The organism is Roseimarinus sediminis (assembly GCF_050433125.1).
Taxonomy (GTDB): domain Bacteria; phylum Bacteroidota; class Bacteroidia; order Bacteroidales; family Prolixibacteraceae; genus Roseimarinus; species Roseimarinus sediminis.
In genome coordinates this window covers 46,737-69,136 of record NZ_JBNPXV010000009.1, presented here as the reverse complement: position 1 = coordinate 69,136, position 22,400 = coordinate 46,737, and the positions used below count along the sequence as shown (strand labels likewise).

The window sequence follows — 22,400 nt, the reverse complement described above, 5'->3', positions numbered from 1 at the left end:
GCATGCCATACCGCCGACTTCCCAATACAGATAAAGCACGCTTAAGGGCGCTTCAAAAAGCCTACAGAATGCTTGAAAAGAACGGATCCGACTCACTTCCCTTCTCCGAAGCGACACTTACGAGTCTGCGTGCCTTCCTGCCTTCGTTTCAAAATGCCATGATCAATCTCGAAGCGGCAAAGAAAAATCAGGTAAGAAAAAACACAGAACATACTGAATTGGTAAGAAAGGCCAGAATGTATGTTTCCCACTATATTCACGTAATGAATTTTGCCATTATACGTGGTGAGCTCAAGGCAACAGTCAGGGAGTTTTATGAACTGGAAACTTACGGTCAGAATTTACCTCCGCTGAATACCGAGAACGACTTACTTGAATGGGGCAAAAAAATAATCGACGGGGATCAAAAGCGCATCATGCACGGAGGTAGTCCCATCTACAACCCCTCGATTGCCCTTGTGAAAGTACATTATGAAAAATTCGCAGATTCTTTCCGCTTTCAAAAAACACTTCAGTCCACTACGGCCAGGCTTTCAACACAACTGGGTGACTTACGCCAGAAGTCAGACCAATTGATACTTGATTTGTGGAACGAAACCGAAGCCAGTTTTGAACATCTTCCCGATCACAAAAAGCGAATGATGTGCGAACCCTTCGGCCTGGTTTATGTCTACAGGAAATCAGAAAAAGAAAGACTGAAAGCAGAGCGCCTTCAGTCGAAATTTTCTTTTGAATAATCAAGCTTATTTCTCTGCTTGTAAGGATTTCGCTTTTCCCCATAGCAGAATAATACCTTATACAATTTGCTCGATGGTTGATTTTTTGGCTTCGTTGCGATAAAATAAAACAAACATCCCCACAACAAACACCAAACTAAATACTGCGGCTATGCCATACTCGCCTTGTGTACCTATGGCATCAGGATCGATTTTCAACGTTCCGTTATGGTATAAATAATAAGCAATTACTGCTGCTGTGTTGTTTATGAAATGCGCAAGTACCGGCAACCACAAATTGCCACTCCAAACAAGCATATATCCAAACATGGCACCCAAAACAGCCCTTGGGAAGAAACCATAAAACTGCAGGTGCAAGGCACTAAATAAGATGGCTGTTATCCAGATGGCTGCATGTTTATTGCGCGTCCACTGTGTAAATATTTTCTGAATCACCCCCCTGAAAAGCAACTCCTCTCCGATGGCCGGGATGATTCCGATAAGCAAAATGTTATATAAAAGAGCAGGCACCGTTTCAACCTGAACAAATATTTCTGTAAGATGAGCCGCTGCTTCTTCTTTTTGCTGCATCCAGCGTTCAAGCCCGTTGAGCCATGCAGGCAGTTGCATCTCAGCATTCCACAAACCAATCTGATTGATCATTGGGTTAGCGAAAACAATGATGGCTATTGCCAATAATGAACTCACCAACAAAGGCTTGCGGCTTAATAAAAGGTACTTGCCTATGTTTCCACCAAAAAGATAGGCTACAACGAGGGCAGGTACAACAAAAAGCCCTATTGATTGTGCCAGCTGAAAGAACTTCAAAACAGCCACATCTTTGGCACTCGAAACATCCACTCCTCCTCCTGTAAGGGCAGAAAAAGCATCGCTACCAAAAATGGGAATGACCAAAACAGCCGATAAAATCATAAACACAAGCAAGCCAATCAAGGCGGTAAGTGTTAGTACTGCAATTTTAGAAGCCGGACTAAGATGTTGATAAATAGCTTTCATTTAATATTTATAAAAAGAGCAAATTAACATTCTAATTTATGCTGAAATACAAGAGCCAATTGAAAAAAATTAAGATTGACAATATTTCACAAAAATAGCAAAACATTCCCGGAGTTCTTCTCAATAGAACAAACACCATCGACAAACAGATGTTATAGAACAAAAATTTCATCAGGATTTCGTCCTAAACGAAATTTTTCTAAATTTGTGCTTAGCATAAAACAGAGGCGTTAAAAATATGAACGAAGAAGTGGACATGATTATTGACATGGCTGGCGAGCAGATGCAGGCAGCTTTGGATCATTTGGAGAAAGAACTTAGCCACCTCAGGGCTGGTAAAGCTTCACCCCGCATGCTCGATAGTGTAATGGTTGACTACTATGGAACCATGACTCCGCTAGCTCAAACGTCGAGCATCACAACCCCCGATGCCAAAACAATTGTAGTACAACCCTGGGAAAAACAAATGATTGCTCCCATTGAAAAAGCAATTATCAATTCAAATTTAGGCTTCAATCCTGATAATAATGGAGAAATTATCCGTATTTTTATACCTCCTTTAACCGAAGAACGCAGAAAAACACTGGTTCGCGACGTTAACAAGGAGGGTGAAACTGCTAAAATCAGTTTGCGCAGTGCACGGAAAGATGCCAATGATCAGTTAAAAAAGATGCTGAAAGACGGACTTTCGGAAGATGAGGAAAAACTGGCATTGGATCAGGTACAAAAGTTAACCGACGAATTCACCGTAAAAGTGGATGAAAAAGTTGAGAAGAAGAACAAAGAAATTATGACTGTGTAATTATTTTATCTCACGATAAAGTTTGTGTTTTCATGGCTATTTATTTAAGAGCAATCCTTTGGGGTTGCTCTTATCTTTTTCGGGTAATTACATACCTGAACAATTTAGCCAGCGCCTCACTTGCTTCATTCTTTGGAAAAACCTCCAGGCGACGTATGGCTTCATCACAATAAAAGTTCATTCTTTCAGAAGCATATTCCAATCCTCCCCGCTCAACCACCAGGTCGATAAGCTCATTTACCTTTTCTTTGCGAAGATTTTTTCGCTTAACAATACGCAATATTTCGCGCTTTTCTGTTTTACTGGCGTTGTTAAGCACATGAATCAACGGAAGCGTGATTTTCTTCTCCTTGATATCGTTTCCGGTAGGTTTGCCAATGATCCCTTTATCCTGATAATCGAAAATGTCATCGCGTATCTGAAATGCCAGGCCTGCCAAAAGTCCAATTTGTCTCATCTCTTCAACCACCACATCGTCCTTTATTGCCGAATGCGCGCCAACTGCAAGACTGGTTCCTATGAGTGATGCCGTTTTTTTTGAGATAATTTCAAAATAGGTACGCTCATCAATGTCGAGTTTTCTGCTTTTCTCACTCTGTAAGAGCTCTCCTTCGATGGTTTCACGAACCGCTTCCGACATGATGTCAAGCACCCGGTATTCTTTTTCCTTGGTGGTGATAAGCAGGCCTTTTGATAAAAGAAAATCACCTATTAAAACGGCGATTTTGTTTTTCCATAGCGCATTGATCGATAACTTACCTCGTCTTTCGAACGATTCGTCAATAACATCGTCGTGAACAAGCGTGGCCGAGTGAAGCAATTCTATTGATGTTGCTGCAACGTAGGTACTCCGGTTGATCTCTCCGTGCATTTTGGCCGACAAGAATACAAACAAGGGCCTGATTTGTTTCCCTTTGGTTCTGATTAGGTAGTTAACAATCAGGTTGAGCAATTTTACATCCGAACGCGTGGCTTCTTTAAAAAAATGCTCAAACTCTTTAAGCTCGTGAGCTACAGGCTCCTTTATTTTTTCTAATTTCGACATGCTTAATACAATCGATTTCTTCCTTTTTTGTAAACGCTGCAATCTAAATCCGCTAATCCTTAGGCACTTCCAAAAATCCGTATAAAGCCTTCATTTTCGGGATTCAAAAGCAACATTTTCCTCGCTCAAAAGTAAAAAAATTAAATAGAATGATTCTACATCACTGTACTCTTTTATTACTCCCTCAACTTACAATCTAAAATTAATTTAAATATCTATAGTATTGGTTTGTGCACATATATATTATGTTAGAATTTTTAACTTTGTAGTTCAAAACTCAAAAATATCATGTTAGGATCAGGTTTTAAGGAAGATCAGCTAAGTATGGCAACAGGCATGCTTAAAGCGATGGCTCATCCGATTCGAATTTCTATTCTTCATTTTTTGAAAGAAGGTGGAAAATTAACAGTTACTCAAATACATGAGCGACTGGGGATTGAACAATCAACCACCTCGCATCATCTCGGAATTTTAAAGGATAAGGGAGTGCTGTGTTCGAAACGAGATGGTAAAAACACCTATTATTATCTAAAGCATCCGGTGCTGGGGCAAATAATCGATTGCATGAAAAGTTGTGCCTGCGAAGATTAAGCATGCATGCTGCATCAGTACAATTAACATTTTTATCGTTTCATTGTTAATACTTAAGAAAACCTGAAACGATACAATACAACTATGGCTAAGATTCGCGTTACCAAATTTTACGATTTCGAAATGGCTCATGCCTTATGGAATTACGATGGATTGTGTAAAAACATACATGGTCACACCTACAAACTGTACGTCACTGTAATGGGCGAACCAATTGCTGATCAGCATGACATGAAGAATGGAATGGTGATCGATTTTGGTGATCTGAAAAGAATTGTAAAAGGTGAAATTGTTGATCAACTGGATCATTCGCTGGTGATCAACAAAAAAGCCCCACATGACAAACTTCTGGAATTGAACGAAATGTACGAGCGCCATTTTGTTTTCGATTTTCAGCCAACCTGCGAAAATCTGGTAATTTGGATTGTTGACAAAATTAAACCCCTGTTCCCTGAGGGAGTAGAACTTAAAAAAGTGGTATTGTACGAAACAGCCAGCTCAAGTGCTGAGTGGAATGCCGATGACAACTAAGCGCTATGGAACCCGAACATGCTGAAAAGAAATTATTCCTTCTCGATGCTTATGCATTGATTTACAGAGCTTATTTTGCTTTTATCCGTAATCCCCGTCTTAACTCGAAAGGGCTAAACACCTCTGCAATTTTGGGTTTCACCAACACCCTTGAACAGGTACTCACCAGTGAATCGCCAACCCATATAGCGGTCGCCTTCGACGTTCACGGAGCTACCTTCAGGCACGAAATGTTTCCCGAATACAAAGCCAACCGCGAAAAAATGCCTGAGGACATCAGGCTCTCAATTCCACACATTCGTGAAATCATCAGGGCTTATAATATCCCGATTCTTGAAAAAGAAGGTTACGAAGCCGATGACCTGATCGGCACCATTGCAAGCCAGGCAAAAGACAGAGGATTCATCACCTACATGATGACACCCGATAAGGATTATGCCCAATTGGTTGAAGAAAATATTAAAATGTACAAGCCAGCAAAGGGAGGCAACAAAGCCGAGGTTTGGGGACTTGACGAAGTAAAAGCGAATTTTCAGATCAACACAAGCGAACAGATGATCGATTTGCTTGGACTGATGGGAGATACAGCCGACAACATTCCCGGGTGCCCGGGCATAGGGCCTAAAACAGCCATGAAGCTAATCGGCACCTATGGAAGCATTGATGGGCTGTACCAGCACATCGATGATTTGAAGGGCAAACAGAAGGAAAATCTGGAAGCCAACAAGGAACAGGTATATCTTTCACGTGAACTGGTTGTCATTAACCGCGAAGTCCCCGTTGATATCGACTTCGAACTGATGAAAATGAAGTCGCCCGATTATGACAAACTGCTTGCCAAATTTCAGGAACTTGAATTCAGAACACTTGCCAATAAAATAAGCAGTCCTGCTCCGAACAGTTCAAACAATACAGCAGTTCAGGGCTCATTGTTCGATCAAAACGAAGGTGCAAAAGCAAGTGATCAGAGAGATCTTAAAACAATCGACACCCTTGCTCACCGCTACTTTAAGGTAGAAACCGAACAGCAACGCGCCTCACTTAGAGCCGAGCTGGCTGTCAGTGCTTCATTTTGTTTCGACACCGAAACCACAGGACTCGATCCCTACCAGGACGAGCTGGTGTGTATCTCATTTGCCATCCGCCCCAATGAGGCCTATTGTGTATTGCTCCCAGAAAACCGGGATGAAGCAACAAAAATTGTAGCTGATTTCAAACTGTTATTCGAAGACGAGAAGATTGAGAAGATCGGTCAGAATATTAAATTCGACATGCTCATGCTCCAACAATACGGTATCAACTTTCGGGGTCCCGTTTTCGACACCATGATCGCTCACTACCTGTTGCAACCCGAATTACGACATAATCTTGATTACCTGTGCGAGTTGTATCTCGGCTACAAAAAGGTTCCCACGAGCCAGCTCATTGGAGACAAGGGCAAAAACCAGCAAACGATGCGCAGTGTCCCCGTCGATCAACTGGTAGCTTATGCCTGCGAAGATGCCGACGTAACACTTCAGCTCAAAGTAATACTCGAAAAGGAGTTAAAAGAACAAGAACTCGACCGACTTGCATACCAGATTGAGATGCCCCTGATTCCTGTACTTTGCGACATGGAACTTGCCGGAGTTAAAGTCGACACCAAAGCCCTTGACGAATATGCCGCCAAGCTCCGGCATCAGATCGAAGCACTTGAAAAAGAAATTCATCAGCTGGCCGGAAGTGATTTTCTCATTTCATCGCCCAAGCAACTTGGGATTATTCTTTTCGAGAAACTAAAGATCGATAGCAACGCCAAGAAAACCAAGACCAAACAATATTCAACCAACGAAGAAACACTGGTAAAAATTGCCGATAAACACCCGATTGTAAACAAAGTACTTGAATACCGAGGACTGAAGAAATTACTCAACACCTATGTTGAAACCCTGCCAAAGCTCATCAACCCTAAAACAGGAAAAATACATACTTCGTTCAACCAGGCGGTTGCTGCAACCGGAAGACTCAGTTCAGTAAATCCCAACCTGCAAAACATTCCAATCAGAGACGATAACGGGAAAGAAATACGTAAAGCTTTCATTCCTACCGATGAAAAGAGGGTGTATCTTTCGGCCGACTATTCTCAGATTGAATTGCGGATTATGGCCGCCCTTAGTGAAGATGAGAAAATGATCGAAGCCTTTGCCAACAAGCTTGACATTCACTCCATTACTGCCTCAAAAATTTTTAAGCTCCCGCTCGAAGAACTGACACCCGACATGCGCAGAAAAGCTAAAACTGCCAATTTTGGCATCATTTACGGCATTTCGGCCTTTGGACTTGCCCAGCGGCTTAACATCAGCCGCAGCGAAGCAAAGGAGATCATTGATGGTTACTTTGAAGCCTTTCCTGCTGTAAAAGCCTACATGGATAAAAGCATTGAAATTGCACGTAAAAAGGGATTTGTAAAAACTTTGTTTGGCCGTAAACGTTACTTACTAGATATTAACTCGGCCAACTCAGTTGTACGAGGTGTTGCCGAACGAAACGCAATCAATGCACCTATTCAGGGTTCTGCTGCCGACATCATAAAAGTTGCCATGATCAACATTGACAAAAGATTTAGAGAAAAGCAGCTACAGTCAAGGATGATTATCCAGGTGCACGATGAATTAAATTTTGATGTTTTTACAAACGAACTTGAAACAGTTAAAGCCATTGTAAAAACAGAAATGGAAAATGCCATTCAGCTTGAGGTACCCCTCACAGTAGAGATGGATAGTGGTAATAACTGGCTTGAAGCTCATTAGCATGACTTATTTTTATATGCAGGAAAGAATTCTAACAGAAGATGAATATCGGAAAGCCATCATCCGCTTTCTCGAGATTTGTGATGCAAATCCTGGCTCACCAGAATATGATGAAGCCAAAAGGCTAAGCATGTTAATGGAACAATATGAAAATATGAGCTGCTTCGAACGCAGGCACCTTAACTAAAACGAGTCGCTACCCAAATAAATTCTTGCAAATCTCACCCAATTACCGTCGGTCGATGATCACAGCATTTTATATTTCGATCAAAATTAATGTTATCTTTGATCTCAAATTTTAATATATGCTGCCTCTCGATTTCAATTTATCTGATTCAGTGGTGACCATCAATAGTTTGCCTGACACGCTGGCAAACCTGCAAATACTTCATTTCGAATCCGGTGTACCGCTTAGTGCACTTCCTAAAAAACCATATGTTGCCAACTGGGCAGTTCTTATTTTCGTTGTGATGATGGCATTGTTAGCCTGGGTTAGAACCACATCGGGAAAATATCTGCTCTCGCTTGTACAGTCAGGAATAAATTATCAGACAGCCAACAGGCTTTATCGTGAAAAGGCAGCCAATATTATTCATCCCTCATTTCGTCTCAATTTGTTATTTTTTCTGGCAAGTTCATTGTTTTTATACCAGGTAGAAATTCACTTTTTTCACCTGGAAACCTATCCCGGCTTATTGCTCTTTCTTCTCAACCTTACCTTGCTTTACGCTTTTATTAATATAAAAACGGTGCTGTACGAACTGAGCGGATTTCTTTTTAAAAACGAACAGGAGATAAATGAATACCTTTTCAATGTCGACTCGGGTCACCGAATTATTGGTATTTTTATGCTTCCACTTGCGGTTCTGCTCTTCCTTTCAGAAGGCATACTGTTAAATACACTGTTCGTTTTAGGCTTTGCAATTGTACTCTTATTCAGCGCCATCAGCCTGTTTAGAGGATTAAATATATTAGTAAAAAAAGATTTTTCTATTTACTATTTGATTTTATACCTTTGTACCCTCGAAATTTTACCCCTTTTGCTAGTGTGGAGGATTTTGTGGCGAGAATAGAAATATGTAGAACCTTCTAAAGTATTAGGTTTTGAAAATCAAGAGAATACTAGTGTCCCAACCAGAGCCGACTTCGGCTCGCTCACCCTATTTTGAATTTGCCGAACGAAACAATGTAAAGGTCGATTTCAGGCCTTTTATTCAGGTCGAAGAGGTTTCTTCAAAAGAGTTCAGACAAAACAGGGTGAATATCCTCGACCATTCGGCGGTAATTTTTACCAGCCGTACGGCTATTGACCATTTTTTCAGGATCTGCAACGAGTTGCGGATTACGGTACCTGACTCTTTTAAATATTTTTGCATTTCGGAAGCCACTGCTTTCTACCTGCAAAAATACATTGTGTACCGTAAAAGAAAAATCTTCTATGGTGACGGTAAATTTTCCGAACTTGTTGAAATAATAAAAAAACACAACGACGAAAAGTACCTGGTACCCTTATCACACATTCATAAGCCTGAAATTCCGAAACTGCTTGATGAAGCGAAGGTATCGTACACCAAAGCCATCCTTTACAAAACGGTTAGCAGCGATCTTTCCGATTTGAAAGATGTGAACTATGACATCTTAGTGTTTTACAGTCCTTCGGGAATTAAATCACTGATTAAGAACTTTCCCGAATTTCAACAAAACGACACCAAAATTGCCTCTTTCGGGCCATCAACCGCCCAGGCAGTAAAAGAAGCAGGATTACGACTTGACATTCAGGCACCTAACCCGCAAGCACCATCAATGACCATGGCGCTTGAACAATACATTAAGAAACTAGGAAAGAAATAATAAAAACCAGCTTCGGCTGGTTTTTTTATCTATAAATCCCATCCTCTTCCTACCCGCCAATCGCTTTTTTCAAATTATGGATAACGATCAGTTATTAAAGGGATAAAATGTATATTTTTGACCCAAATTTTAATGTGGATGGAGAATAGAGAAATTGAAATAATGGCCCCTGTCGGCTCCTATGAATCTTTAAGAGCTGCCATTCAGGCAGGTGCCGGATCAGTATATTTTGGTGTTGAACAGCTCAATATGAGGGCCCGTTCATCAAATAATTTCACCCTTGTCGATTTGGAAAAAATTGCATCGATAGCCAAAGAAAACAAGGTTAAATCGTACCTCACCGTTAATACCGTCATTTTCGATAATGAGCTTGGAAAACTCGAAGAAGTAATCCGGGCTGCAAAAAACGCAGGCGTTTCAGCCATCATTGCATCCGACATGGCTGCCATCATGACTGCACAGCGCATTGGTATCGAAATACACATTTCAACTCAACTCAATGTCACCAACTTTGAGGCGCTGAAGTTTTATGCACAGTTTGCCGACGTCATTGTGCTCGCCCGCGAAATGAACATTGGAAGAGTTTGGGAAATAAGCCGTCAAATAAAAGAACAAAACATAACCGGGCCATCGGGCAAACTGGTTCAACTTGAAATGTTTGTACATGGCGCACTATGCATGGCCACTTCAGGCAAATGCTATCTCAGCCTGCACGAAATGAATTCATCGGCCAACCGTGGCAGCTGCATGCAGGTGTGTCGCAGGGCCTATATTGTTACCGATAAGGAAACCGGGAAGGAAATAGAGATCGACCATGAATACATGATGTCGCCCAAGGATCTGAAAACAATACATTTCCTGAACAAAATACTGGATGCAGGAGTGAGCGTATTAAAAATAGAAGGAAGAGCCAGGGCTCCCGAATATGTTAAAACAGTGGTTTCGTGCTACCGCGAAGCTGCCGAAGCCTATCTGCAAGGTACATTTAACGATGAAAAAATTGCAGATTGGGACCAGCGGCTTGCAACGGTCTTTAACCGTGGTTTCTGGGATGGGTATTACCTTGGACAAAGACTGGGTGAATGGAGTAAAAACTATGGATCGCAGGCTTCGAAACGCAAAATATACATTGGGAAAAGCCTCAACTACTTCGCAAACATTAAAGTGGGTGAATTTAAAATTGAAACCCAAAAAATTAGTATTGGTGACAAAATTATGATTACCGGCCCAACTACCGGTGTGATCGAAACAGTGGTAAACGAAATCAGGGTCGACCTTCAAAAAGTCGACACAGCGCCCAAAGGGGCTAAATGTTCTATACTTGTAGGCGAAAAAATCAGACGAGCAGACAAATTGTATAAGCTTGTTGACGCTTCGGAAGTACGAAGACAATAAAATACCGACTGCGGGGGTTAATAGAGGGGAGAACTGTTTTCCGACCGTCGTCAATTATTGCCAATTGGGTTAAATACATAGCAACGATAGCAACTTGAGGCAACTTTTATTAGGGATATTATTATTTTGGGGGGTGAATACAAATTTGTTGGCACAGGGCTGGGTTGCCGACGATAACAACTTTGAAACCAACTGGAACGTCACTTTTCAGGTAGGACGCACCGCTCTGCTCAATGAAGTCAACATCGACTTCAGTGGGTCGAGTAATGACATGAATAATATGTCCGATTGGGGTATCAACCTCCAAATTGCAAAAATGGTTTGGGATGGTCTCGACATTGGCATGGAGTTCGGTGTTTCAAACTACAAAGGTTTTAAGGATAACTCAGCGAATGTTAACTGGCTGATGCTCCACAATGATTTTAACAACGAAAATGTCGATTTCAAACCCTACCCCATTTACTACGACTCAGACCTGACCAACTTTACCCTCTTTCTCAAATACAATTTCATCAATTTCAGTTCATGGTCCAAAGGATACTTAAAGATGAATATCTACCTCAAATTGGGAATTGGTCTGGCCTTCCCTTCATCGGAACTGGGATTCAAGGATTTTGCCAGCTATGAATTCACCGGCCTGACGCATCCTCTTTATTTAAAGGGACGCTATCCAAATACAGGAAAAGACACGCACAACTTTTTCAGTCCTGCTTTCGGACTAAATTATCAGTTAAGCGAACGATTATTCATTTCGGCCGAAACCAGCCTTCAGTTGATTGGTGCCGATAATCTCGATGGTATTCATAATTACAACCGGGAATTAAGTCCTGATGTGCCCGATAACATGACTAATGAATACCGCATCAGGGTTTACGATATGACGGCAAAATTTCTGTTTGGTTTGACATACTTTTTTAACTTTGATACGCATAAACAAAAGCGGAGAGAACACATGCCCTGGTTCTCGAACCGCTATCGTTCGTATTACTCAAAATTTCATCAGCAGAGCTCAAAAAAAGAACGTCAGGAGCGGCTGCCTTTTTACAGGGATAATTTTAAGAATGAGTAATTTTTCAACGTTCAGTTAAATTTATACAAACTATCATGCCATGTCGAAGCGTACAATTTACATCATCGGGTCAATTGTTGTTTTAGTACTTGCTGTACTTTGGTGGGGCTTTCTTAAACCCCGTGAAAGCATTGGTAATACCAATGTTTTCAAAGCAATTCCTCAATCGTCACCTTTGGTATTTAAAATCAACAAACCAGTCGATTTTATTGAACATTTCAATACCAATAAGATGATTCAAACCCTGCATGACAGTACACGTGAAGCCTCAATCTTTGCAATGCTTCATAAAATCAACGCTTTGGCTAAGGACCAACCTGTGTTTTACAAGGTGCTCAAAGGAAACGAAGTAATTGTATCACTGAATCACAGCGGTCGTGAGCAGATCAACGCACTTGTTCTCCGGGCAGTTAAAAACAACGATGATAGCGATCAGTATCAAAAACTGTTGAACAGCATTAAAAACGACCATCAAAGCCAGCTGCTTGCCAACAAATACAACAAAGTAGCGCTGTACGAAATCACGACGGCTGGTTTTACCTTTTACACTGCTTTACACAAAGGAATAATCATGCTGAGCGATCGGTCATTGTTAATCGAGGAGTCCATCAGACAGCTCAATGCCGACCATAGCGCCTACAGCGATGCGTTACAGCCACTGCTGAAGACGATTGGTCAGCAAGCCGACATCAACACCTTCATCAATCATCAGCATACAAAGCAATTAGCAACCCGCTTCTTTTCAAAATCGATTGCTTCAAAAACCGACCTTTTGAGCCGTTATGCTGCATTATCCGAAATCGACATTCAACTGGATGATGAAAAGATAATGATGAGCGGATTTACTCTTGGCGACAACGAAAATGATTACTTCAGCGAAATACTTCAGCACCAGCAGGCTGTACAAAGCCGAATCGACGAGGTACTCCCTGCTTCTTCAGCCTTCTTCATTTCCATAAGCCTTTCTGATATTTCATCCTTCTTCAATAAATATGAAGATTATTTAAAGAAACACAATCTCTATTTTCAAAGACAGGACCAACTTTTAAATATTCAAAAAGAAACAGGAACAGTCATCCAGGAACTTTTTGCATCATTTATAGACGAAGAGACCGCCATGGCAGCTATCAATGTTGATCAGTCGGCACCAACTAACGGGAGAATCTGGGCAGTGAAGACCAAAAGTGGCAGCACTGCCTTCACCCAGGTGCTCGAATTTCAACAAAGTTATCTCAAATCAAAAGGCAAGGGTAGTCAAAACTGGGAGCAAAGCTACAGCATTGATAACCAAACCAGTTTCAGCATCCATCGTTTTCCCTATCCCGGGCTTCCTGAATTGTTGTTTGGTAAATTGTATGCCGGAATTAAGGCCGAATGGTTTACCGTATATGACAACTATCTCATTTTTGGAGATTCCTTCCGCACGGTAGCCAAAGCTGTCCATTCCAATGTTTTGGGTGAAACCCTTTCGTCGAACATCGATTTCAACAAGTTCAAATCGAATCTGAATGGCCGAAGCAATGTACAATTCTTTTCAAATACCTCCATTTCGCTCCCGATAGCCGGGCTTCTGTTCAACAGCGAACTTGCCGGGCAACTTACAGCCAATGACCATCTTCGCAAGTTCAGATTTTTCGCATGGCAGCTTATGTCGGCCAACAACATGGTATATAACAACAGTTGCATAACTTTCAGCGAGGAAATAAAAGCCAAACCACAAACCATATGGCAAAGCCATCTCGAAGCTTCGTTTGATTTCAAACCCCGCTTTGTGCTTAATCATTACGACCGACTGAATAAAGAAATTGTTATTCAGGATCATGAAAACAATTTCTACCTGATAAACAATGTTGGACGCATCCTATGGAAATTACGACTCGATGCTCCGATCATGGGCGAAGTACATCAAATCGATTACTTCAACAATGGCAAATTACAATATCTTTTTAATACCGAAAACAAACTCTACCTGATTGACCGCAACGGGAATAATGTGAAGAACTTTCCACTTAACTTCAGGGCAAAAGCAAGTAACGGAGTTTCCATCTTCGATTATGACAATAACAAGGACTATCGCTTCTTTGTAGCCTGCACCGACCGTAAGATCTACGCCTACGACATCAACGGCAAACTACTCGAAGGCTGGAACCTTTTTACCACCGATCATGAAGTAAAACATCCGGTACAGCATTTTAGGGTCGATGGAAAAGATTACCTTGTTGCAAGCGACCGAATGAAGGATTATGTTTTACATCGGGTAGGAACGGTCAGAGTTCAAACAAACGAAGTTTATGCCCACTCAGGCAATACCATTTATCTGGAGGAAAGAACCAATACCCATGAACCCCGAATGGTGACAACCGATACCGAAGGTCGCATACATTATACTTATTTCGACGGTACGCACAAAGTACTTGAAACAGGCATTGGAAATCAAAAACATTACTTTACACTCAGTGATATTGATTCCGACAATGTATCGGAATACATCTTTGTAAGCGACAAACAACTAAAAATAATAGAAGCCAGCGGAAGTACCTTACTAAACAAGACTTTCGAAAACACCTTGTCACACCAACCCAATATCTATACTTTCTCCCGCAATCAAAAGAAGATAGGGTTGACCAGTAAAAGTGCCAATAAAATTTATCTGATCGATGCCAAGGGTAACAATCACCCGGGATTTCCGCTGGAGGGATGCACCGAATTCAGTATTGGATTTATCAGTGAGGAACTCAGCAATTTTAATCTGCTGGTTGGGAGTCCCGATGGCTACTTATACAACTACTATGTTGAATAAAAAACAGCAGCACAAGAACTCTGTTGTTTCTTGTGGTGCTGCCCTTACCTTGTATGGGTTTTAGTTCGACTGTATTATTTCCAATACTTCGCTCAAATCGGGGGTAAGAATGATTTCGGTCCGACGGTTCTTTCTTCGGGCGTCGGGGGTATTGGCTTCATCGAGCGGAACAAATTCGCTTCGTCCGGCTGCAGTAATTCGTTGCGGATGGATCGATGGATTTCGCAGAATTATTTTGGTCACAGCGGTAGCTCTCATTACACTCAGATCCCAGTTGTCCTTCACCTGACCAGCTCCGTTCAGTGGAACGTTATCGGTGTGCCCTTCAACCATGATGTTGATTCCTGGATTATTGGCCAATACCTCACCCAGACTTTCGAGTGCTTTCTGCCCTTCAGGGTCAACTGAATAACTGCCGGTTTTAAACATCAGGTTCTCTTCCAGCGAAACATATACCTTTCCATTTTTCTCGTAAACCGAAAGCCCCTGATCGTAAAAACCTCTCAGGGCATTGTTCAGTTTTTCCTTTAAATCGTTCACTGCACTTTTCTGACGGTCAAGCGCATCCTGCAATTCCATCAATCGCGCCTGCTGCATGGCCAGCTCCTTTTCTTTTTGCGTCAGGGCTTCTTCGGCATCATGCAACCTTTGCTGTTGCTGCGCAAGTAATTTCTCGGCCTGCTTAACACGATCTTCTCTTTCCTGAAGATCTTCCTGCATTTTCTGTAATTCGCTTAGCAAACTGGATATTTCATCCGAACTACCGGCTTTTAGCAGCTCAATTTGTTTTTCAAGTTCTGCCTCGTTACGTGACAACTGTTGATTATTATATTCCAGATCATTTGCCTTTTCCTTAAGCATTTCAGCCCGCTTTTCCAACTCCTGAAAACGTTTTTGCAAATTCATCACCTGTGCGTCGAGTTCGCGGTTTTCAACAGTTAGCTCACGGTTTTGTTCCTTTAACAGCTCGTTGCTGTCCTGCAGGCTTTCGGCATATTTCTTATTCTCATCCAGCTGTTTTAACGGCACACATGAATAAAATACCCCCAAAAGCATCAGGGTCGAAATAATTATCTTTGTTCTCATACTGTTTGTTTTTTGCTACTAAGTAATATCAAGGTTTTTCTTATAAAACTGCGTAATTTGCAAATTTATTTCGTGTAAACACAAGATGAAAACATTTTTTCATTTTTTATCCGCTAATATGAACAGGCAGGTTCAGCTAAAAATACGTATTATTGTATATTTGCGACCCGATATTGAGTAACTATGGCAGACGAACGGTTTAAATTACTATATCAAATTAATGATCCTTCCGATTTAAGAAAACTTAATGCTGAACAGCTTGAAGAAGTATGTGAACAATTGCGTTGTTTTCTGATCGACATACTTTCAGAAACCCCCGGGCATTTTGGTGCAAGTTTGGGTGTGGTTGAACTTACAGTTGCATTGCATTATGTTTTTAATACGCCGGTCGACAAACTCATTTGGGATGTTGGACATCAGGCCTATGGTCATAAAATTCTCACGGGCCGACGCGATCTGTTCCGCAGTTTGCGGCAATACAAAGGGATAAGCGGCTTTCCCAATCCGAATGAAAGCGATTACGATGTATTTGGAGTAGGACATTCATCCACCTCTATTTCGGCTGCCATAGGCATGGCCATGGGGGCCAATCTTAAAGGTGAAGAAAACAGCGTTGTTGCCATTATAGGCGATGGAGCACTTACCGGAGGCATGGCTTTCGAAGCACTGAACAATGCCAGCGAAAACAATCCCGACATTCTCATCATACTCAACGACAACAACATGGCCATCGACCCCAATGTGGGTGGCTTAAACAAATACCTTATCCAAATTTCGGCTTCCGACACCTATAACAGGTTGAAAGAAGTAGTGTGGAATTTTTTGGGTGCCTTTAAACGTGTAGGCCGAAAAACAAGAAAAGCAGTACAAAAGATAGAACACTCAACCAAGTCATTTTTCTTCAAGGAAAGCAATCTTTTCGAGTCGCTTAACATTCGATATTTTGGACCTGTCGACGGGCACGATGTTGAATTGCTGGTGCAGTTACTGAGCCAGCTAAAGAAGATACCCGGCCCCAAATTACTCCACATCATCACCAAAAAAGGCAAGGGCTATTCACCGGCCGAGAACAACCAAACCCTTTTTCATGCACCCGGCAGGTTCGACAAGCTTACTGGTCGTCAGCTGCATACACCCAATGGAAATGAACCCCCGCTTTATCAGCAGGTGTTTGGTGAAACGCTGCTTGAGCTGGCCAGGTCAAATGATAAAATTGTAGGCATTACCCCTGCCATGCTTACCGGAAGTTCGCTAAGCATCATGCAGAAAGAATTTCCGCATCGTGTATTTGATGTGGGTATTGCCGAACAACATGCCGTAACCTTTGCCTGCGGTCTTGCTAAAACCGGAATGCTTCCTTTTTGTAATATCTATTCCTCTTTTTCACAGCGGGCCTACGACCAGATTATTCACGACCTGGCCATCCAAAAACTGAATGTGGTGCTGTGTCTCGACCGTGGCGGACTGGTTGGTGCCGACGGAGCCACACACCACGGCGTATTCGATCTCGCCTTCCTCAATTGTGTGCCCAACATCATCATTGCCGCCCCTATGAACGAACAGGAAATGCGCAACATGCTTTACACGGTACAGCATGATCCCCAGGGGCCTTATGCCATTCGCTACCCCCGTGGAAACGGTGTGATGAAAAACTGGAGAACTCCTTTCGAAACCGTTGAAACCGGAAAAGGACGCAAACTCAGGGATGGAAAACAGATTGCCGTCATTTCGATTGGACACACCGGCAATTTTGTTCAGGAAGCACTTAAAAACCTGGGCGACGAAGATGCAGTTGCCCACTACGACATCAGGTTTCTCAAACCCATCGACCAGCGACTGCTACATGAGGTATTTTCAACTTATAAGCAGATTATTACCGTTGAAGACGGCAGTTTGAAAGGCGGACTGGCATCAAGCGTGCTCGAGTTCATGAATCAGAACAACTATCATGCGAAGATAGAAAGCATGGGCATTCCCGATTATTTTATTGAACATGGAAAGCCGGAAGAACTCTACCGCGAATGTGGCTTTGATGCTGAAGGAATAGAAGCTACCATTAGAAGAATGCTTGATCAGACCAGCTGATTATTCTTTTCAAGACTTTCTTAGACCAATTTTTCTGACAGCATGAAGGCGATAAGCACAATTTATAGCAGCAGCATACGTTTGATCACTAAAATACAAACGGTTACGCAATGGACATCTACTACAAAAAACGTCGTTGGAAACAGATTCTGTTTCTGAGTGCCATCATCATCGGCATCGGATCGTTACTGTACACCAACACCCTTGTCAAACAAACCTCGAATGAAGAACGGGCGAAGGTTGAACGCTGGGCCGAGGCCATCCGTCTGCTGGTTACCCACGACAACCTGGGCAGTGATGTCAACCTTTTTCTGAATCAGATATTAAGTACCAATACGACCATCCCCATTATTCTCGTCGACGATAACGGCCAGATCAATACCGACCGCAACATAAAATACCAGGCTAAAAATCGTGATAAGGTGCTGACCCGCGAATTGGAAAAAATGAAAGCCAAACGCCAGCCAATTGTTATTCCTTTGGGTGAAGAAGAAAAACAATACCTCTACTACAAAGAGTCATCGTTACAGGTTAAGCTGCGCTACTACCCTATTTTTCAGCTTGGAGTGATCATGCTGTTCATCACCTTGGCTTATGTCGCCTTCAGTTCGGCCCGTAATGCCGAACAAAACCTGGTTTGGATTGGCATGGCCAAAGAAACGGCCCACCAGCTGGGAACCCCAATTTCATCACTCATGGCCTGGGTTGAGTTATTGAAAGAGGAAGAAATTAACCAACAAATCATAACTGAATTAAACAAAGACACCGAGCGACTCGAGAAAATAACCGAACGTTTTTCAAAGATTGGATCGAAACCCGAACTTTATCCCGAGAACATTTACGAACACCTGCTGGGAAGCATTTCGTACCTAAGCGCCAGGGTATCAAAGAAAATTCGTTTCGAATACAATTTCACCGAACAGCAAACACTTTTTCTACCCCTTTCATCAGCACTTTTTAGCTGGGTAATCGAAAACCTGGTACGCAATGCAGTCGATGCCATCGGCAGCAACCAGGGTTTAATCGTTTTTGATTTACAGGAAAAAGAAAAAGAAATCATCATCGACATCAGCGACAATGGCAAAGGCATTGCCAAATCGAAATACAAGACCATCTTTAATCCCGGATTTACCACAAAAAAAAGAGGGTGGGGACTGGGGCTGACCTTGTCGAAGCGAATTATCGAGAACTATCACAGCGGTAAAATTTTCCTGAAGAATTCAGAATTGAAAAAAGGAACGACTTTCAGGATAATTCTGAAAAAATAAGTTATTTTCGTCCGAAAATCAATGTGTTAAAATGAAGAATCCTTTCCAACACCTCGATGTAAAAACCCTGTATCAGCTTAACGTCACTTCGCTGATCATAACCGCACTGTGTGAGGTATTTGTGATCTACATTTATCTCACCAAAGCTACTTTGCCTTACATTGAAAGATGGAAATACATTGCCATTGTCATTGGTCTTGTTGTTGTATCATTACTTTTTGCCGGAGCCATTGCATCGATGGTACTTTTCATAATCATGAGAAGGAAGAAAAAGCAAAAATAATAGAGCAACTTAGAACACATTGAAAATGTCGATCTTAAAAAAAATCCCAAATATTTAATGGTTTGGTATTTTTTTATAATTTTGCAGCACTTTTTTAAGGGCTGTTAAAAGGTGGCTTAAAGTGCAATAACTGTTTAAAATGAATACGAACACAATGCCAACAAACTAGACCAGAGTCTACTAAGGCATTTTTTAAAGCAGCAACAGCATGAAGACACTCTCAAAATACAACATTGCCTTTAAAGGATTGAAAGAAGGTGATCATCATTTTGAATTCGAATTGGATGATCAGTTCTTTGAAAAGTTCGAAAACAGCATTGTTCAAAAGGGTAATTTTAAAGCAAAAGTAACCCTAAAACGTCAGGCAAGCCTGATGATTTTGAAAATGGCTGTGAAAGGAAAAGCAGAACTGGAGTGCGACCGCTGCCTTGACAACTACCTGCAAAAAGTAAAAAACAGCAGTAGTTTGTACATTAAATTTGGCAGTGAAGCAGAAGAAATGAGCGATGATGTGGTGGTCCTTCCTTTCGACGAGTACCAGATCAATGTTGCTCACTTTCTTTACGAACTTGTAATTTTGGGATTACCAATTAAACATGTGCACCCCGATGATGAATACGGAAACAGCACCTGTAATCCCGGAATGGTAGACAAACTGAATGAATACCTGATCGTCGGGGATGATGTTCCGGAAACAGAGGAAACTCAGGAAACAGACGACCGATGGAATGAATTAAAGAAATTATTAGATAACAAGCAAAAGTAGAGAAGAAAATGGCACATCCAAAGCACAAAACTTCGAAATCGAGAAGAGACAAGCGCAGGACTCACTATAAAGCAACTCCTGCCACCCTGTCGACCTGCTCAAATTGCGGAGCAGCTGTAAAATATCACACCGTTTGTGGAGAGTGTGGATATTACAGGGGAAAATTAGCAATTGAGAAAGAAGTTACTGTATAAACAACAGTTATAAAGAACTTTATTAAAACAAATCCCGTGAATGCGGGATTTTTTTTGTATCCGTACTTTTACAATTGTCACACCTCAGGTTGAGCAGATCATCATATTTTATTACATTTGCTTACCACAATAAAAACAACATGGCAAAGCAAGTCGAAAACAGCATTGGTACCGTTAACCTCATTGCATCAACAACCCACCTCGAAGGCAATGTTCGTACAGAATCAGACATCCGTATCGACGGATTATTAAAAGGAAATCTGACAACAAGCGGCAGGCTTATTGTAGGCCCCAAAGGCAACATCAATGGAGAAATTACATGCAAAACAGCCGAAGTTGAAGGAAGCATTGAAGGAAAAATAAATGTAAGTGAACTTCTTAGCTTAAAAGCAAGCTCTCGTTTTACCGGTGAAATTATCACTAAGCAGCTGATGATAGAACCGGGAGCCATGTTCTCGGGCAATTGCAAAATGAATTCAACTAGCGAGGGGAAAACTAAATAAATTTTATAATTTAGTCCTTGATTGATTGCAGGTAAGTAGATCACCCCTAATCAAAAGCAAATACAGACAGGTCATGGATAATAATTTTGCAAAATTTTTGAAGGGGCTCACAACATTTACACTCATCATACTGGGTGTAGGCATTATCTTGTTCCTTACACTGTTTAAGAAGCATTTCTTAATCATATTCCCCTTTGTTCTGGTCTTTTACTACAGCTCAACCCTTTTACTGCATCGTTACATGTTAAAGATCACCCGAAACGACGTATCGCGTTTCAGCTTTAAGTTTATGATGCTATCCTTCCTGAAAATGTTTATCTACATTATTTTTGGAGTACTGTACATTATCTTCGACGAAGAACATGCCGTAAACTTTCTGATCGTTTATCTTGTTCTTTATGTCGCTTATGCCGTTTACGAAGTCAAATCGGTCATGAAGCTGATCAACGAATCGAAGGTGTGATAATTTACAATTATTTGCACTTCTTATTTGTAAGATATCTAAATAAAATGTTTAATTTTACGCCTCTTTTTAAGGCTTATGAAGTGGTTTAATTACATTCTGGCAACAATTTTCCTGAGTTTCTTCCTACCCTGTTCGCTTATTGCCGCAAATGAGGCTGGCGATCAAAACGGACATGAAGAATTCAACACAGTAGATTTCATCTTTGGCCATGTCAACGATTCCTACGAATGGCATTTCTTTTCTGTTGGCGACAAACATTACTCAGTTCCTCTTCCGGTTATTCTGTATAGCAAACACAGCGGATGGCACTTTTTCTCTTCTGCAAAATTCCACCATCCCGGTCATGATTTTCCTTTCTACATTCCCGCCGAAGGTGCAAACGAAGGAAAGATTGTAGAAAAACTTGAAAATGGAAGTGAAATAGTACCTTTCGACCTATCGCTCACTAAAACAGTTTTGGGATCCATCATGGTCTCCCTTATTCTGATTTTTGTAATGATAAAAGGAGCCCGGAAAACCGTAGCCAATCAATTCAAAACGCCAAAAGGAATCCAAAACATTGTCGAGCCACTGGTGCTTTTTGTACGCGACGACATTGCCAAACCTTTTGCCGGCCCCAAATACCAACGTTATGTTCCCTATTTGCTGACACTTTTTAGCTTCGTTTTGCTGGCCAATCTTTTCGGACTCATACTCCCACTGGGCTTCAATATTACAGGAAATATAGCAGTAACCATGGTGCTGGCCGCCATTACTTTTCTTATTACATCGTTTAGTGGGAACAAGCATTACTGGGGACATATAGTCAACCCCGACGTACCCATTTATATGAAAATACCGGTACCGCTGATGCCTTTAATCGAATTTGCCGGCATTTTTATTAAACCAATTGTACTGATGATTCGTTTGTTTGCCAACATGCTTGCCGGACACATGATCATTACAGTGCTCATCGCACTCATTTTTTTAATGTCGACGGTGCTTAGTCCCGTAGTAGGAGCAGGAACATCAATTATTTCGATTGCATTTTCCATTTTCATGGTACTACTCGACATTTTAGTATCAGCAATACAAGCATATATTTTTACCTTGTTATCGGCCATGTATTTTGGCATGGCCACCGATAACGGACATTAACCATAA

At 41.5% G+C, this 22,400-nt stretch carries 22 protein-coding genes; 19 read left to right on the top strand and 3 right to left on the bottom strand.

Annotated features, from left to right (window positions below; translation table 11 throughout):
• Positions 1-2: 2 nt before the first annotated feature.
• Positions 3-737: a hypothetical protein gene (locus FHS86_RS12800; protein WP_429414183.1), complete on the top strand. Its 735-nt coding sequence runs from the start codon at positions 3-5 to the stop codon at positions 735-737.
• Positions 738-794: 57 nt separating this feature from the next.
• On the opposite strand, the gene FHS86_RS12795 is transcribed toward FHS86_RS12800, so the two are convergent.
• Positions 795-1,733, bottom strand: a complete 939-nt coding sequence (locus tag FHS86_RS12795; RefSeq protein WP_429414180.1) for a CPBP family intramembrane glutamic endopeptidase — start codon at positions 1,731-1,733, stop codon at positions 795-797.
• Positions 1,734-1,971: 238 nt separating this feature from the next.
• Here FHS86_RS12795 and frr point away from each other — a divergent pair, with 238 nt between their 5' ends.
• Positions 1,972-2,535, top strand: a complete 564-nt coding sequence (gene frr, locus FHS86_RS12790; protein ID WP_429414177.1) for a ribosome recycling factor — start codon at positions 1,972-1,974, stop codon at positions 2,533-2,535.
• A 70-nt stretch (positions 2,536-2,605) separates the two neighbouring features.
• Here the strand turns inward: frr and FHS86_RS12785 are convergent, their stop codons facing one another.
• Complete coding sequence (locus FHS86_RS12785; RefSeq protein WP_429414174.1) at positions 2,606-3,580, bottom strand: polyprenyl synthetase family protein; 975 nt, start codon at positions 3,578-3,580, stop codon at positions 2,606-2,608.
• A 288-nt stretch (positions 3,581-3,868) separates the two neighbouring features.
• Here FHS86_RS12785 and FHS86_RS12780 point away from each other — a divergent pair, with 288 nt between their 5' ends.
• The 9 genes from FHS86_RS12780 (at position 3,869) to FHS86_RS12740 (ending at position 14,606) form a co-directional block, all read left to right on the top strand.
• The gene (locus FHS86_RS12780) at positions 3,869-4,171 is read left to right on the top strand and encodes an ArsR/SmtB family transcription factor (protein ID WP_429414172.1); all 303 of its coding nucleotides are present in this window, start codon (positions 3,869-3,871) and stop codon (positions 4,169-4,171) included.
• A gap of 84 nt (positions 4,172-4,255) precedes the next feature.
• On the top strand, positions 4,256-4,702 hold the full coding sequence (locus tag FHS86_RS12775) for a 6-pyruvoyl trahydropterin synthase family protein (protein WP_429414170.1): 447 nt from the start codon (positions 4,256-4,258) through the stop codon (positions 4,700-4,702).
• Between the two features lie 5 nt (positions 4,703-4,707).
• Complete coding sequence (gene polA / locus FHS86_RS12770) at positions 4,708-7,491, top strand: DNA polymerase I (RefSeq protein WP_429414167.1); 2,784 nt, start codon at positions 4,708-4,710, stop codon at positions 7,489-7,491.
• Position 7,492: 1 nt separating this feature from the next.
• On the top strand, positions 7,493-7,678 hold the full coding sequence (locus tag FHS86_RS12765; protein WP_429414165.1) for a hypothetical protein: 186 nt from the start codon (positions 7,493-7,495) through the stop codon (positions 7,676-7,678).
• 118 nt (positions 7,679-7,796) lie between these two features.
• Positions 7,797-8,564, top strand: a complete 768-nt coding sequence (locus FHS86_RS12760) for a DUF4271 domain-containing protein (protein ID WP_429414162.1) — start codon at positions 7,797-7,799, stop codon at positions 8,562-8,564.
• Between the two features lie 52 nt (positions 8,565-8,616).
• Positions 8,617-9,342, top strand: a complete 726-nt coding sequence (locus tag FHS86_RS12755) for a uroporphyrinogen-III synthase (RefSeq protein WP_429414160.1) — start codon at positions 8,617-8,619, stop codon at positions 9,340-9,342.
• Positions 9,343-9,480: 138 nt separating this feature from the next.
• Complete coding sequence (locus FHS86_RS12750) at positions 9,481-10,737, top strand: peptidase U32 family protein (RefSeq protein WP_429414158.1); 1,257 nt, start codon at positions 9,481-9,483, stop codon at positions 10,735-10,737.
• A 133-nt stretch (positions 10,738-10,870) separates the two neighbouring features.
• A complete protein-coding gene (locus FHS86_RS12745; RefSeq protein WP_429414156.1) occupies positions 10,871-11,806 on the top strand; it encodes a hypothetical protein in 936 nt (311 codons plus the stop codon).
• A gap of 40 nt (positions 11,807-11,846) precedes the next feature.
• Entirely contained in the window at positions 11,847-14,606 is a 2,760-nt protein-coding gene (locus FHS86_RS12740; RefSeq protein ID WP_429414153.1) for a hypothetical protein, read from the top strand.
• Between the two features lie 60 nt (positions 14,607-14,666).
• On the opposite strand, the gene FHS86_RS12735 is transcribed toward FHS86_RS12740, so the two are convergent.
• Positions 14,667-15,692 carry an OmpA family protein gene (locus FHS86_RS12735; protein WP_429414150.1) on the bottom strand — a complete coding sequence of 342 codons (1,026 nt, stop codon included), beginning with the start codon at positions 15,690-15,692 and terminating at the stop codon, positions 14,667-14,669.
• 183 nt (positions 15,693-15,875) lie between these two features.
• Between FHS86_RS12735 and dxs the strand changes: the two genes are divergently transcribed.
• From dxs to atpB, 8 genes are all read left to right on the top strand, one after another.
• Positions 15,876-17,777, top strand: a complete 1,902-nt coding sequence (gene dxs, locus FHS86_RS12730; protein WP_429414148.1) for a 1-deoxy-D-xylulose-5-phosphate synthase — start codon at positions 15,876-15,878, stop codon at positions 17,775-17,777.
• A 110-nt stretch (positions 17,778-17,887) separates the two neighbouring features.
• Positions 17,888-19,045 carry an ATP-binding protein gene (locus FHS86_RS12725; protein WP_429414145.1) on the top strand — a complete coding sequence of 386 codons (1,158 nt, stop codon included), beginning with the start codon at positions 17,888-17,890 and terminating at the stop codon, positions 19,043-19,045.
• A 31-nt stretch (positions 19,046-19,076) separates the two neighbouring features.
• Positions 19,077-19,328 carry a hypothetical protein gene (locus FHS86_RS12720; protein ID WP_429414142.1) on the top strand — a complete coding sequence of 84 codons (252 nt, stop codon included), beginning with the start codon at positions 19,077-19,079 and terminating at the stop codon, positions 19,326-19,328.
• A 208-nt stretch (positions 19,329-19,536) separates the two neighbouring features.
• Positions 19,537-20,094 (top strand): YceD family protein, encoded by a 558-nt coding sequence (locus FHS86_RS12715; RefSeq protein ID WP_429414141.1) that lies wholly within the window; start codon positions 19,537-19,539, stop codon positions 20,092-20,094.
• A gap of 8 nt (positions 20,095-20,102) precedes the next feature.
• Positions 20,103-20,288, top strand: coding sequence for a 50S ribosomal protein L32 (gene rpmF, locus FHS86_RS12710; RefSeq protein ID WP_429414138.1), 186 nt, complete (start codon positions 20,103-20,105; stop codon positions 20,286-20,288).
• Between the two features lie 140 nt (positions 20,289-20,428).
• Complete coding sequence (locus tag FHS86_RS12705) at positions 20,429-20,791, top strand: bactofilin family protein (RefSeq protein ID WP_429414135.1); 363 nt, start codon at positions 20,429-20,431, stop codon at positions 20,789-20,791.
• Positions 20,792-20,864: 73 nt separating this feature from the next.
• A complete protein-coding gene (locus tag FHS86_RS12700; RefSeq protein WP_429414132.1) occupies positions 20,865-21,254 on the top strand; it encodes a hypothetical protein in 390 nt (129 codons plus the stop codon).
• Positions 21,255-21,332: 78 nt separating this feature from the next.
• Entirely contained in the window at positions 21,333-22,394 is a 1,062-nt protein-coding gene (atpB, locus tag FHS86_RS12695; protein ID WP_429414130.1) for a F0F1 ATP synthase subunit A, read from the top strand.
• Positions 22,395-22,400 lie beyond the last annotated feature (6 nt).